The 14,093-nt window shown below is 59.1% G+C and carries 14 protein-coding genes and 1 pseudogene; 5 read left to right on the plus strand and 10 right to left on the minus strand.

The features are described 5' to 3' along the window. The first annotated feature begins 11 nt into the window (after nt 1-11). Complete coding sequence (istB, locus tag FRZ40_RS31250; RefSeq protein WP_042317356.1) at nt 12-779, plus strand: IS21-like element helper ATPase IstB; 768 nt, start codon at nt 12-14, stop codon at nt 777-779. Here the strand turns inward: istB and ligD are convergent. After that, entirely contained in the window at nt 724-1,221 is a 498-nt protein-coding gene (gene ligD / locus FRZ40_RS46020) for a non-homologous end-joining DNA ligase LigD (RefSeq protein WP_477634405.1), read from the minus strand. The genes istB and ligD overlap by 56 nt on opposite strands. Before the next feature lie 320 nt (nt 1,222-1,541). Further along, entirely contained in the window at nt 1,542-2,498 is a 957-nt protein-coding gene (locus FRZ40_RS31255; RefSeq protein WP_147236672.1) for a LysR substrate-binding domain-containing protein, read from the minus strand. A 146-nt stretch (nt 2,499-2,644) separates the two neighbouring features. Here FRZ40_RS31255 and FRZ40_RS31260 point away from each other — a divergent pair, with 146 nt between their 5' ends. Together FRZ40_RS31260 and FRZ40_RS31265 are read left to right on the plus strand one after the other, a co-directional pair. Then, a complete protein-coding gene (locus tag FRZ40_RS31260; RefSeq protein ID WP_147236673.1) occupies nt 2,645-4,249 on the plus strand; it encodes a BCCT family transporter in 1,605 nt (534 codons plus the stop codon). Between the two features lie 38 nt (nt 4,250-4,287). Then, the gene (locus tag FRZ40_RS31265; RefSeq protein WP_147236674.1) at nt 4,288-5,409 is read left to right on the plus strand and encodes a mandelate racemase/muconate lactonizing enzyme family protein; all 1,122 of its coding nucleotides are present in this window, start codon (nt 4,288-4,290) and stop codon (nt 5,407-5,409) included. A 404-nt stretch (nt 5,410-5,813) separates the two neighbouring features. Here FRZ40_RS31265 and FRZ40_RS31270 read toward each other — a convergent pair whose 3' ends face one another. From FRZ40_RS31270 to FRZ40_RS45250, 6 genes and pseudogenes are all read right to left on the minus strand, one after another. After that, a complete protein-coding gene (locus tag FRZ40_RS31270) occupies nt 5,814-6,386 on the minus strand; it encodes a flavodoxin family protein (protein ID WP_147236855.1) in 573 nt (190 codons plus the stop codon). Between the two features lie 140 nt (nt 6,387-6,526). Next, complete coding sequence (locus FRZ40_RS31275) at nt 6,527-7,600, minus strand: MBL fold metallo-hydrolase (protein WP_147236675.1); 1,074 nt, start codon at nt 7,598-7,600, stop codon at nt 6,527-6,529. A 223-nt stretch (nt 7,601-7,823) separates the two neighbouring features. Further along, complete coding sequence (locus FRZ40_RS31280) at nt 7,824-8,621, minus strand: SDR family oxidoreductase (RefSeq protein ID WP_147236676.1); 798 nt, start codon at nt 8,619-8,621, stop codon at nt 7,824-7,826. Nucleotides 8,622-9,364: 743 nt separating this feature from the next. Beyond that, nucleotides 9,365-9,706 carry a pirin family protein gene (locus FRZ40_RS31285; RefSeq protein ID WP_240057378.1) on the minus strand — a complete coding sequence of 114 codons (342 nt, stop codon included), beginning with the start codon at nt 9,704-9,706 and terminating at the stop codon, nt 9,365-9,367. Between the two features lie 95 nt (nt 9,707-9,801). Beyond that, a pseudogene (locus tag FRZ40_RS46025) lies at nt 9,802-9,966 on the minus strand (pirin family protein); the annotation flags it as partial. 17 nt (nt 9,967-9,983) lie between these two features. Continuing rightward, the gene (locus FRZ40_RS45250) at nt 9,984-10,205 is read right to left on the minus strand and encodes a hypothetical protein (protein ID WP_240057336.1); all 222 of its coding nucleotides are present in this window, start codon (nt 10,203-10,205) and stop codon (nt 9,984-9,986) included. A gap of 23 nt (nt 10,206-10,228) precedes the next feature. Between FRZ40_RS45250 and FRZ40_RS46245 the strand changes: the two genes are divergently transcribed. Both FRZ40_RS46245 and FRZ40_RS31295 read left to right on the plus strand, forming a co-directional pair. After that, nucleotides 10,229-10,588, plus strand: coding sequence for a helix-turn-helix transcriptional regulator (locus FRZ40_RS46245; protein WP_420873903.1), 360 nt, complete (start codon nt 10,229-10,231; stop codon nt 10,586-10,588). A gap of 830 nt (nt 10,589-11,418) precedes the next feature. Continuing rightward, nucleotides 11,419-11,763: an Ig-like domain-containing domain gene (locus FRZ40_RS31295; protein ID WP_240057337.1), complete on the plus strand. Its 345-nt coding sequence runs from the start codon at nt 11,419-11,421 to the stop codon at nt 11,761-11,763. Nucleotides 11,764-11,768: 5 nt separating this feature from the next. Here the strand turns inward: FRZ40_RS31295 and FRZ40_RS31300 are convergent, their stop codons facing one another. After that, the gene (locus FRZ40_RS31300) at nt 11,769-13,073 is read right to left on the minus strand and encodes an MFS transporter (protein ID WP_028369006.1); all 1,305 of its coding nucleotides are present in this window, start codon (nt 13,071-13,073) and stop codon (nt 11,769-11,771) included. 94 nt (nt 13,074-13,167) lie between these two features. Further along, nucleotides 13,168-14,037, minus strand: a complete 870-nt coding sequence (locus FRZ40_RS31305; RefSeq protein WP_193567032.1) for a class II aldolase/adducin family protein — start codon at nt 14,035-14,037, stop codon at nt 13,168-13,170. Between the last annotated feature and the right edge of the window lie 56 nt (nt 14,038-14,093).

Raw genomic sequence — 14,093 nt, forward strand, 5'->3', positions numbered from 1 at the left:
AGAAGACCACCATGATGATGCAACAGACACTGACGCAATTGCGCACCCTGAAGCTGGACGGCTTCGCTGACGGCCTGGAAGAACAATTGACGCAGCCCGGTGCGGCCAGCCTGAGCTTCGAGGAACGCCTGTCACTGCTGGTCGACCGGGAAGCCAGCTGGCGTGATGATCGCCGTCGTACCCGATTGCTCAAGCAGGCGCGCCTCAAATATCCGCAGGCCGCTATTGAGGATCTCGACACGCGCGCTGGCCGTGGCGTCGATCCGCGCTCGCTCACGAGCCTCGCACTCGGTGACTGGGTGCAAGCGGGCTACAGCCTGCTCATAAGCGGCCCAACTGGCGCGGGGAAATCGTGGCTCGCTTGCGCCCTGGCCCAATACGCTTGCCGGCGCGGGCATTCAGCCTTGTATCTGCGCGTGCCGCGACTTGGCGAGGAGCTTCGCGTTCTGCACGGCAACGGCGGCTTCACAAAATGGCTGCTGCAGGTTGCCCGCGTCGACGTGCTTCTACTGGACGATTGGGGAATGGCGCCCCTCGATGCGATGGTTCGAAACGATCTGCTCGAGATGATCGATGACCGCTCGGCGGGAAAGGCGACCATCGTCACCAGCCAGTTACCGATTGAGCACTGGCATGGATGGATCGGCGACGAGACTATCGCCGACGCAATGCTCGACCGCCTCATGCAGCGTCATCATCGGATCACGCTTACCGGTGAATCCCTCAGAAAGGCATCCCCAAAACCCAACGTCCTGGAGCCCGAACTCGACCAGAACTAACAAGGAAATCTACAATCAACACCGCGCAATGCCAAACCCCGCCGAATCGGTCACGTTCCCGAAATCGGCGGTCACGTTCGCCGAAATACGCAAAAATGACCCGGTCGGGGCTGTCAAGCTTCGAGACCGTTGAGTTCCATGTGTGCAGTTCGACCACATTCATCTGCGCTGCCGACAGCAACGCGTCCACTGTGTCGACGGTCAGTAGTGGCGGATGCTTCGGCCAGAGGTCGCGGCTGTGGGCCGTCAGTCCCGGCATCGCCGTTCGCTCGGCGTGCTTCTGGAAAAAAAGTTCGCCGCCGGCGATACCCGAGGGCGCACGAACCATCGCAACGGGTCGGTCTTTCAGGTGAGGCGACATCCAGTCCGGAACGCTCGCGTAGTAGCCGACCAGGTCCGCCTTCGTGATGCCAGTCGAGGGGGGCGACGATTCGCTCAGGATGGCTGATTTTCAGCTGAGGCAGATGTTCGGGTGGCTGCGTTTTGCCTCCCTCGCGGACGACGCTGTCGGCCGGCTTGTCCAGGCGCAGCCCCTTGAAGGACGCCCGACGGGGTTAGCGTACTTCTCGCACAAACGCTGGCGGTAAGCGCGTAAAACATCCATTTAACCAATGACTTGCAAATCGCACCATCGCGCAAAACGCCTGAGCCCGTAAAACCTTGCTGGGAGCCGGTTCGGCGTCATGTAACCGCCATTTTCAGCACGAGAAGTATGCTTACCCCATGCTACTCTGCTCCAGCTCAGCAGCCCGCGGTCGCGCTTCAATCGGGCCGCGCGTTACTCTCGCCGCAGCCCTTCGCTTCAGCTTTCAACCACGCAATAAACTGTGTGGCAACACCGCTCAACGCCTGGTTCCGGCGAGTCAGTATGTGATACGCATGCCAGTGGGGCATCGTCATCTCCGGGAACGGGGTGACGAGTTCCCCCCTTCGCAGTTGCTGTTCAATCAATTCGACCGCGCAAAGCGCCACACCATGACCTTGCGCAGCTAACTGCGCCAAGACGTTCGAATCCGTTACTACATGCCCGCGCTCGAAACTAAGCGGAACGTCCGGATACCGCTTCTGCCAGTTTTCCCAGTCATCGTGACTCCGGTCGTGCAGAAGGAGATGATGTTGCAGGTCGGAAGGTTTCCGAAGAGCTTTGTTGCCCCTCAGGAGAACGGGCGAGCATACGGGCACGTAGTTGAGACCCATCAGGAATTCGGCCTCGAAACCTGGCCAATGACCGTCTCCCCACTTGACCGCAAGTTCCACTTCCTTCGGGAACTCCACCCTTTGTGTCGTGAGTAGCAACTTGATTTGCAGGCCAGGGAAACGCTGAGTGAATTGTCTCAGGCGCGGCGTGAGCCAGAACGCACTAAGCACAGGCTCTGCCTCAACGTGGAGCGTCGGCGACTCGCCCTTGCGCGCACACCGGTCGAATGCGATGACAAGTTGCTCGAACGCACCCCGGATGTCATTCAGCAGTTCATTGCCTGCCGACGTCAGACTGACAGCTCGAGTCGACCGGATGAACAATTGGACGCCGAGTGCCTCCTCCAACCTGACCACTTGCTGACTCACCGCAGATTGAGACAAATGCAGGATATCGGCCGCACGCGTGAAGCTACCTTCCTCGGCCACCGTCTTGAAAGCCAGCAGCAGGCTGAGGTGAGGTAATCGCGTAACCGTCTGAGCGTCGTGCGGCCGTTTAATAAGCAACTGTGATGAATCCATTAGGAAACTGCGTTTCTCCTGCCCGCTCCGTCAAGTTTACATTACCTGCATGCGTCCCAGGCGCATAGGTTGAATTTGAAATCTTAATTAATGGAGAGAGACATGCCAGGTATGACATTGCCCTTTATTCCATGCGGGAGGCAGTCATGAGCGCGCAGCCACCTGTCGATTCTGTGCCCCAAAAAGACCGGACGCTCATCGTCACAAGCATCCTCGTGGTTGCCTTGACTGTTACGGCGCTGATGATTTTCCCTGACCGTTCGAAGGTAATTGCCGACCAGATGTTCAACGGCGCAACCAAGGTGTTCGGCACAGTGGTTCAGTTGCTGGGCGTCGCATGCGTTGTGCTGATTGCCTGGTTGGCCGCCGGCAAATACGGCAACATCCGCCTTGGAGGCGGACGCCCGGAATACAGCAATGTTGCCTGGGTATTCATGTTCATCTGTGCGGGACTTGGCTCGGCAACGATGTATTGGGCATTCACCGAATGGGCGTACTACTACCTCACGCCCGGGCTGAACATCGCGGCCTCGAGCAAACAGGCGCTGGAATTTAGCGTTGCCTATTCGTTCTTCCATTGGGGTATCACTCTGTGGGCATTCTATGGCATCGCCTCTCTCGCGATGGCGTACCACTTCCACGTGCGTCGCAACAAGGGCCTGAGTCTCGCCGGCATCATCGAGGCGATAACCGGATTGAGCGCCCACGGTATCCTCGGCCGAGTCATCGACCTTGTATTTCTCTTCGCGACGTTTGGTGGCCTGATCCTGACTACGACGCTGACGACCTCGACCGTCTCGAAGGGCCTGTCAGACCTTCTTGGCATCAGCGACAGCTTCGCCCTCAAGGCCTCTCTAGTCGCGCTCGTGACACTCGTGTTCTCACTCAGCTCGTGGATTGGTATCGGCTCGGGGATGCAACGGTTGGCAAAGCTGGCCTGCGGCCTGACCCTCGCTTTCGCTCTGGTTGTGCTGGTCCTTGGACCTACTGGGTTCATCGTCAACAACTTCGCCAATGCGGTCGGCCTGAGCCTGCAGAACTTCATCCACATGAGCCTCTTCACAGACCCGACGGGCGACGGGGCATTTACGCGCGACTGGACGGTCTTTTACTGGCTGTACTGGATTACATATACGCCCGGTGTTGCGATTTTCGTTACGCGTGTATCGAAAGGTCGGACGATCCGCGAAGTTGTTTTGGCCATGATTCTTGGCGGATGCGGTGGGTGTTGGTTCTTCTTCGGAAGTCTCGAAAGCTATGCGATTCATCAGTTCATGGGCAATGTCGTGAACACACCCGCTATGCTGGTCGGCGCCGGTGGTGAAGCCGCAGTGTCTCAGCTGCTCGCGACCTTGCCGCTCGGCAAGTTGATGTCCGTCGTGTACTTCCTGTTGATGCTGGTGTTCCTTGCTTCTCACCTGGATGCAACCGCCTATACGGTCGCCGCTACCAGCACGCGAAATTTGCGCGAAGGGCAAGACCCGTCTCCAGCTCTGCGCCTGTTCTGGTGCATGATGCTCGCGGCACTCCCGTTGGCGATGCTCTATATCAAGGCGCCGCTAAGCACGCTCAAGACAGCGGTAATTCTCACGGCCATCCCTTTCATATGCATCCTGATGGTGAAAATCTGGGGGCTTTTCAAGTGGCTTCGAGAGGACCATGGTCCCGTTCACCAGGAAATGCCTAAAAAGCAATCGGCGGCTTCTATCCATCACCAGCCTGCCGTTGTCGAAGTCCAGAATCGGCTGTAAACCGTCGCCAACAGGAACCCAAAGCGGTAACTCCAAATATGAAGATTATTGACGTAGAAGCCATCTGGTTGCGCGTTCCCGCCCTCGACGAGCACTGCGAGTGGGGCGAGGACGCCCTGATTGTCCGCGTTAAAACCGATTCAGGAATTGTCGGTGTGGGTGAGACCGATAGCTCCCCAGCGGTCGTCAAGGCACTGATTGACACGCCGGCGTCGCATGAAACATGTCAGGGGCTGCGGCAAGTCCTCATCGGTGAGAATCCCCTGGATATCGAGCGGCTGTGGAAAAAAATGTATCGCTCGACCGAGTATGTCGGCCGGCGGGGTGCGGCGATCCACGCAATCAGCGCGTTGGACATTGCCCTTTGGGACATCGCGGGGCAGCACTATGGCGTGCCTGTGCATACCCTGCTCGGCGGGAAGTATCGCGACAGCATTGAGGCCTATGGCACTTTCATTCCGGCGGCCACGGACGAGGGGAACCGCGAAATCGTCAGCAGGCTGCTGGCTCAGGGTCTTCGCAGTATCAAACTCGGTGGAGCCGGATTTGGAGAAAACCCGGCGCGGGACAAACAGATTTTGCGCGCGATCCGCGAGCAGGTAGGCGATGACGTCCAGCTGCAGATTGATCTCGTGGGACGTTGGCGCAACGCCTCGCACGCAATGACCCAGTGTGACGCTCTGAGGGAGTTCAATCTGGGCTGGATTGAGGAGCCGCTTTCCTCCGACGACCTGCGGGGCCTGGCTTACCTCTCAGAACATGCAGGCATTCCAGTCTCCGGTGGCGAAGGGCTCGCTACCCGTCACGAGTTCCGGACGTTTATTGAAGGGAGTCGACCGGCAATTGTCCAGCCGGACGTGACCCGCTGCGGCGGAATCAGCGAGATGATTCATATCTATGAACTTGCTCAGGAGTATGGCGCTCAGCTCGTGCCCCACGGATTTAGTACAGGTATCCTGCTTGCCGCGACGATTCACTTTCTGGCGTCGCGCGAGTTCGGAGGCTTGATTGAATACTCGCAAAGCGAAAGCCCTCTCTTCACGAGGCTCGTCAAGAACCTGATCCCTTTGGACAACGGCAGCGTTCCCGTGCCCACCGTTCCGGGGCTAGGAATTGTTCTGGACGAAGATGTCCTAGGGCGATATCGAGTTCGAACGTGATGGACGGCACCAATGCCACGAACTACCGCTGGCATTAGTGTTCCCGGTAAACCATCATATCCGGACGGGCCCGTAGGGGCACTAGTCGATGTGGCCGGCAAGGAGTCGTAGCGTCAAAGCGAAGACGGTTGTCCCGCTAGACATGTCGAACTAGGAATACGGCCCCACACACCCCTCCTAGCGAGGCAGATGGTTGAATCCGGGCCGACGGCGAACGCGCCGTACCGACCCCTCTCTGCCGTCCAAAGCTCTCAGCGGCCCGACCGCTTCTCGATCTTGAGCGGTCATCGAAGAGACGCTGGCGAGGAAAGTTAAAGCCCAGTGCACAACGTAAATGACGATGTTGCCCATGTCGCGTTGGCTCCGGGCAAAGGAGGTATGGGACTTGCCGTCGGGCTCGCCTGTCACCCGAGCCTGCGCACCATCGCGACCACTCGCGCCCCCAAGAGCTCAGCCGTCTTGAGGTCGCCGCTCCCGGGAGCCTCCTCAGCACTTGCATCCGAAGGTGAAATGGCCAGTGCACCAGCAAATCCAGCGGACCAGTTCACGTCATTCGGTCCGCTGTCCTTCGTATTCGCCGCCAGGAGGCCAGTGCCTACCCACAATTGGCCATGCTGCTGGGACAGCGTCCACAGGTACTGGATGGTCGAGAATTTGTCTCCATTGACGGAGGCAGAGTTGGTAAAGCCGGCCGCAAGCTTGTCTTTGAGACCTTGCTTCGTCCACAGCCTGGAAGACGCATCGGCGAACTTCTTGAACTGCCACGCCGGACCACCCATGTAGGTAGGCGAGCCATAAATGACGGCATCTTGCGACGCCAGCACATCGGTCCATCCGTTGGGGAGATTTCCTTCCTGGTCGATGCGCAGAACGGTTACTTCCACACCGTCGATCGATGCAGCCCCTCGCTGCACCGCTTCTGCTTGCTTTGCGGTATGGCCGTAGCCACTAAAATACACGATTGCGATTTTGGTCATTGCCGTTCTTTGGGTTAAAACCCAGGCACTCGCCATGTCGAGCAACAGCTCGGTCAGCGGCAGCGCCTGGGAGATGACGGGTTGGTGACCAGCATCCAATATGCGGACATTGGTCACACAGACGCGCTCGGAACTGTTTCTTAATCCACGCGCAGACTTTGCTCCATGGCGTAGCATTCATCCCACACAAACGTGTCAAACGCGCCCAACCGGTTGCTCCACTTCGGCGTCACCGCTTTCACGCAAGATCCGGCGACGCGCGCCGTGTAGTCGTCCGTCAGAGCCCACGGGTTTCCAGCATCGGCCGGATTGATGCCATCCACGAAAGGAGTCGTCTTTAGCGCTGCCGCCGCCGCGCTTTTCACGTCGTTATCGAACTCGATCTGAGTTAGCACGTCGGCACGCGTCCCCAATCGAGCGACATGACCCGCCACCAGCTTGTCAAAGGGCAGCTTCGCAATCATTTCCACCTGTGCCATCCAGCCGGGCAAGTCATGCGCGACGGCAAAGCGCCGGAATGGCATCCATCCCGGGAAGACAAGATCAACAACCATCAGTGTCTTCTGTTCCGGCGCATAGATGAAGATGTTGCCCGGCTCGTGACCATCCCCATGGTAGGAGAGTTCCAGGTGCTGGCTACCTAGTTGCATCCGGTAGGAAGTCTTGAATACGACGGTCGGGATGGGCCGCGCCGGATCCGCGTCGCGGAGCAACAGTCGTTTTGTCTCTTCCTGGGCCACGATGACAGGGTGTCCGCCCAGAAGACCGGCGCCGCCGATGTGATCAGTATGCGAGTGGCTGTAGATAATGTGAGTGATAGGAAGAGTCGTGACCTCGGCAATCGCCTGCTTCAACCTGGCTGCATACGAGGGCGGTGCATCCACGACGACCACGCCGGATTCATAGACCATGAACATCGACTGATAGCCATTGTCGGTGACCATATAGAGTCCCCTGCCAAGTTTTTCCAGACGATAGCCCTTCGCGGGATCGATGGGAGGTCCCTTTGCGGCCTCCGGCACGTCGATATATTTGTCGAGGCGCACACCGATCGGAGCAATCTCCGGGGCACCAGGAAAAGGAACACCCGCATGACCCGCCGGTGCGGCAGTCGATCCGTTGTGCTCGCCTGCTGCAGTATCAGCGAGCGCGGAAGTTGCAAGGATCGAGTACACAACGGCAGTACTTGCAATCAATCTAATCAAACAACTCATGGCATTCCTTTAGAAATGGATTACTGATGCCAGGTGTGCGGAACAGACCAACGCCTGGTGACATTCCATGCAGCTAAAAATCTACTTTCATATTACAAACCTCGTACTCCGAAATATGTGCTCAGAAGAATCCAATCTAGCTCACGCTCTTGCTGTTACTTCGAATCAAGATGAGAACTCGCCTGAAGCAGCAAGCAAGGTCATCCAACCGTGACTGATGCCCTCACCAGGCGTAACTCGAGACACCGCCGGCGACTTCGAGCGTCGCGCCGGTGACGAAGCCGACGCGTGGAGACGAGAGAAACACGATCGCTGCGGCCGCTTCATCTGTGGCTCCAAGCCGGCCTAGCGGAATTCGTTTGTCCTTTGCCACATCCTGTACATAGTCATCCAATGTTTGCCCCGGTTTCGATGCTGTTGGGTAACGCTTTTCCCACTGGCCACTATTCACATTGCCGATCAAGATCGTGTTCACCCGTATGGCTGGCGCGAGTTCGGCGCTCAGCGATTTGACGAGATTCTGTACACCCGCCCGCGCCGCTGAAGTGGCCACCATTTTGGGATCGGGCTGTCGGGCAAGGAGAGCATTCACGACAACGATGGACGCTGCACGGCTGTTGCGCAAAAGAGGGATGAAGGCACGGGTCGGCCGGATGACAGAGAAGAACTTGAATTCCAGTTCGGCCAGCCAGTCTTCGTCTGATGTCGACGAAAACGTCCCGAATCGCCCTTGACCGGCGTTGTTCACGAGGATGTCAAGTCGTCCGAAACGCGATTCAACCAATCCCGCCATTTCGGCTACGGCTGACGCGTCAGTGACGTCGCATACTTGTGTGATCAGCCGGTCGATTCTGGATCCGTTGGCTTCCAAAAAAGCTGCCGATTTGAACAATCGATCTGCGTTTCGTCCGCAGCTCACAACGGTTGCGCCTTCGTCGAGAAACGCTTTAACTGTCGCCAAGCCGATTCCGGATGAACCGCCGGTCACTACCACGATGGGAGAGTCAAAATTGAGGTTCATGGCATTTCTGTAGTTGAGTCATATCCAAACGAAACCCGTTCCTTTCGTTCACCGAGAGGACGGCTGGCTATGCCGGTCGAATACTTGAGCTGCCCACTCCAGGCAAACGCAGTTGACACCGATGTGAACCGCTTTCCCGCCAACCGTCTGTGCGAAGCATCGTAGGTTCATTGTTCGTAAAGTACTAGGCCAACGGACAACACGAGTATGTTGTGTGGACTGCACCAATCCGCGAGAGACAACTCGTGCAGGCGGTCACCGCACGAACGTTGCACATGCAACTAGCTTGTGTCGGTGATATCAGTCGGGGCCTTTATTGCGGCCATGCGCAAGGCAATCGGGGAAATGCGTCGGAACTACAAGATGAATTCCCCACGTCACATGAGCGTCGGCAACTGGGGATAGAACGGACGTTGGCCCGTGTCAAGACTATGGCCGAAATTGGCCGATCGGCGCCCGATGCGGTAGGCCGAGGCCAACCGACTGACACCGCAAGCTGAGCAGCAAACTGAAGCGTAATTTGCCGAATGATCTCCGCGTCAGCGTCGGAGACGCCGCCAGACATTTGCCAGTGTCAGATGGGCGATTCACAGACATCCTGCTCCGGGAGATGAATGCAAGCCCCCGGGTGCAGGGCCCGCTTTCTTCGTCGCGAGGACGTTACCCGTCAGATCGCGACACGTCATTCATCCGCGCCAATCCAGTTACTTCGGGGAATGCCGTTGCTGTCCGGCCCGAAAGCTTCAGTCGTCCTGTCTCAAGAGTTCAGCGAGCACGACATCGGTGTCGTCGCGCGCCGTCAACGTAACTTGCGCTTCATCGGGAACCGCAACCCCATCGCGTCGCGCCAGGCAGACATGCCCCACCTCGATTCGCCCATTATCCGCAACCAGATAGGCAGAACCGGGCTCGGGAACGCGTGCTGCACGCTCGTGCCTTCGCGTAGCGTCGCTATACGCACGCGTGCGTCGGTATTGATGGGAAGCGCGCCCGCGCCCACGTCGTCCGCATCGCCGCTCGCGAGCGTGACAGCGCAGTTGGGGCGAACAGACACGCGTCGCCCAACGCGGCGTGCCGCCCGGCATGCGCGGGCGGAACCAGATCTCAAATGCGCGGGTACGTTTTCCTCGTTGCGCTCAGCGTGATGGTTCGCGGTGCCCGCGCTCATCGCCTGAACGGAATCAGCAACGAGGCGTGCGCGATGACCCGCATCATCGTCGTGCGTGATCGCGCCCGAGCGCACCCACGTGGCGATCTCGACGTCGCGATGACGATGCAGACAGACCGAAAACCGAATGCGGCGGTAATTCGCCGAACTCTTCCTCGCCCTGCTTAAAACTAAAATATGCCCAGTTTTATGGGCTAATCTGCTTGCATTGACCGAAAACCGTTGCTACGCTTGCCTCCAGCTTGCATCGACGCATGTGTCGAGCGGTCCCTGCCTCGGGGTGCCTCGTCTTGAGCATTCTCAAAACCTGACATGGGGATGTCGATGGCAACGAAGACCGCAGCGAAGAAGACGGCAAAAGCAAAGACAGCGGCAAGCGCGAGCGCAACGCTCAAGCCCCAGAAAGAGTCGTTCACGAAGGCGTCGCGCGGAAGAGGAAATTGCAGTTCAGGTAGGGCGAGCACTGGCCAATGCGCGTCTTGACGCTGGCAGAACGCAGGAAGAAGTCGCAGAAATTCTCGAAATCGACAAACAGACGATCAGCCGGATTGAAACTGGCAAGTCCTGGCCGTCTCCGGGACGGTTGGTTGCACTCGCGTCCCTTTACGGGATTGAGGTCGGCAATCTCTTCCCTGCTCCCTCGACGGGATCCCGGCACGTCGCCAGCGACATCATCGAACTGCTGGAGCGGCTTAACCCCAAGGATCGGGTATGGGTTCGACGCTGGCTCAAACAGCTGTGCGGTCGGCTTGCCGTCGAGCCGGCGGGCGCCGCGCGTCGACGCAAAACACCTCGCTGATTGCTTGCATATGGGTCTTGACGAATTGGTCGAGCCGACGATAACAATCAGCTGCCAGCAACGAGGCAGTCAAGCCTCGATCTCGCTGGCAGTGTAGGTCGGCAGTCGGGTGAGGATATCCTTCAGGAAGGAGTGCCGGTCTCGTACCGATTGAATTGGGCCGAACGTATCGGGCTAGTAATCGCTGACCGATCAGCCGACCAAGCGATCCAGAGCCTCGGATCATCCCCGTGCGCACAACTTGGCTGCGCACACCACGGGGGTGTAGACGGCCGTCTATCGGCGATCCCCAAGTCGCACACACTCGTGACTGACGCGCCGGCTTCGCCGGCTTGATTTCGGACTTGTATCGAGCCGCACCTACATCAATACGGTCGAACGGGGCTTAAAGTCACATTAGGCAGAATCGAGCAGCTTGCAGAGATACAGAGTGTGCATCCCCCTACGTTGCTGACAGTGGCCTACATGGACAAGCTCACACCCAAAGAGGTCGAGCGAACAACCACCCTGCTGCGCCCCCAACTCCTGACGCGATCGTCGACAGAATATTGCCCCCCGTTCATTGGCTCCTGACATTCGAGTATGGCGGTGCTGAAATGTAGCGCGGCATGCCGGCCGTCTCATGCATGAAAAATTTCAAAAATGCTGCGCGAACGGAAGAGTCTCTACAAACGCCTGCCACTGCGACCGGCCACCGGTAGCGATCGGCGTGGCCGCTTTGCATTCCACCGGCTCTTCCCAACACCATCCTAATTCTACCGATATACACGGTATATCTACTGATTTCCTATGCCCATAAACAAATCGCTAGATCGAAATCAGTAGATCCGATGGGCACCCGTTCGCGCTATCGCGGCCAGGTGCTCGGTTTTCCGATCACGCTTTCAGGCGGGCCGAACGCGCATATCGAACTGAACCGTGTCGATTTGCTCGACCAGCGGGGCAAGAAAGTCGCGTGCAGGATTGCGCCGCTCACACTCGCGGATGCGGCGCGCAACACCGCCATCTGTACGCCCTACGAGCCACTTCGTGCGGCCACACGCTATAGCGTGCATGTGCTCGGCGAGGTCTCGCAACTGGGCAAGGTGATGCCCTTCGATCTTGCGTGGGCATTCACCACACGCGACGACGAGCGGCCCTCGCCGCCCGTCGTCGCGCAGTCCGCAAGCGAGTAGCCGTCTTAGCGGTTGACGACGCGCTTCGGCATCGTCAGCACGATGGCGGCCGCCACGAGCAGCGAGACTGCCACGCAATACAGGCCGACATCGGTGCTGTGCGTCATGTCCTTGATCCAGCCGACCAGATAAGGACTGACGAAGCCCGCGAGGTTGCCGACCGAGTTGATCAGCGCGATACCCGCCGCCGCTGCCACACCGCCCAGGAACGCGGGCGGGATCGCCCAGAACTGGCACAGCGCGCCGAGAATCCCGATCGTCGCGATGGTCAGCGACACGACAGCCAGTGCGACGTTGTGCGGCACCAGCGTGCTCGCCACGAGGCCGGCCGCGCCGATCACAGCGGGCAGCGCTACGTGCCAGCGCCGCTCCTTGCTCTTGTCCGAACTGCGTCCGAGCAGCACCATCGCGATGGCTGCAGCGCCGTAGGGAATCATGGTCAGCAGGCCGACATTCAGCGCGTCGCTGACGCCCGACGCCTTGATCAGCGTAGGAAGCCAGAAGCTGATGCCGTACAGCCCCATGATGATGCCGAAGTAGCAGAGGCACAGCACCCATACGCGCCCGTTGGTGAACGCGCCGCTCGCGCTATGCACTTCGATGTGCCCCGACTCGTTCGCCAGACCCGACTCGAGCAGCGACTTTTCGTCAGCCGTCAGCCATTTCGCCGCGCTGATCCTGTCGTCGAGATACAGCAGCACGGCAAACCCGCCGACGATGGACGGCAGCGCTTCGAGCAGGAACAGCCAGCGCCAGCCCGCCATACCGTTCACGCCGCTGAAGGCGTTCAGAATCCAGCCCGACAGCGGACCGCCGATCACGCCGGCGATGGGAATGCCCGTCATGAACATCGCGGTGATTTTTGCCCGGCGCGAGGACGGGAACCAGTAGGTCAGATACAGGATGATGCCCGGGAAGAACCCGGCTTCCGCGACGCCGAGCAGGAAGCGCAGCACGTAGAACTGGGTGGGCGTCGTCACGAAGATCATCGCAGCCGACAGCACGCCCCAGCTGAGCATGATGCGGGCAATCCATTTGCGCGCGCCGAACCGGTGCAGCGCGATGTTGCTCGGCACTTCGAAGATGAAATAGCCGATGAAGAAAATGCCTGCGCCCAGGCCGTAGATGGTTTCGCTGAACTTGAGGTCGGTCAGCATCTGCAGCTTCGCGAAGCCGACGTTCACGCGATCGAGGTAAGCAAAAACGTAGCAGAGAAAGAGGAAGGGAACCAGGCGCCAGGTCACCTTGGCGTAGGTCCGGTCCTCGGCATCGGTCGGCGCGACGACATCGCCGTAAGCGGTCTTCAACATCGTTGTCTCCTTGAATCGTCACGGGCGCGCTTCATGGTCGCGCCCGTGCGGTTTGTTTGTGTATGCGACGGCCTATGCTGGCCGTTCAGCCGTTTTAGTCGAACATGTCCGGGCTGGTCTGCACCAGCTGGTCGTAGATGGGCTGGAAATGCAGCCAGCCGATGTATTCGCTGCCGACGTGATCGCGGCTGTAGCGCGAGCTATGCTCCGGCACCATGACGGGCTTGATGCCCGTGGCCTCGACCAGCAGCTGCTGCTGGCAGCAACGCTCCAGCGCGATGAACCAGAACGCGGCCGCTTCGATGCTGTGGCGGCTCACGGTCAGCAGACCGTGGTTCTGGTGAATCGCCGCCTTGACGTTCTTGAAGTAATCGGCAACCGAAAGTCCCGCCTTCTCTTCCACCGCGACGGCGCCCGCCTCGTCCTTGATGACGATATGGTCTTCATAGAACGCGGCGGCATCCTGCGTGATCGGGTCGAGCGGGCGGCCGAGCGCCGCGAATGCCGTGCCGTAGACGGTGTGCGCATGGCACATCGCCACGATGTCGGGATTCGCCTCATGCACGGCGGCATGCAGCACGAAGCCCGCGCGGTTGAGCGCGTACGTGCCTTCGACGACCTTGCCCGTGTGGTCGGCGAGGATCAGATTCGAGAGCTTCACCTGCGAGAAGTGCACGGCCATCGGATTGGTCCAGTACAGCTCCGGAAACTCGGGATCGCGCACCGTCAGATGGCCGGCAAAACCGTAATCCAGGTTGTGCAGCGCAAAGGCGCGGCAGGCGGCGACGAGGCGCTCCTTGCGGTGCTGACGCTCCTGCGCGAAGGACGGAAAGTCGGGCAGTTCGGGGAACTTCAGCCCAGCCTGCTTCGGCCGGTAGATCGAATTGTTCGACGGATGGGAGATCGTGCGGCGCAGTTCGGCCTGCTGTGCGCTGATGTCGATTTTTCCGGTGCCGGTGCTCATGTGTGTCTCCTTGTATGGGGCGGTCATCGCATGGCCGTAACGATAAGGAAACACCC

The organism is Paraburkholderia azotifigens (assembly GCF_007995085.1).
GTDB lineage: Bacteria > Pseudomonadota > Gammaproteobacteria > Burkholderiales > Burkholderiaceae > Paraburkholderia > Paraburkholderia azotifigens.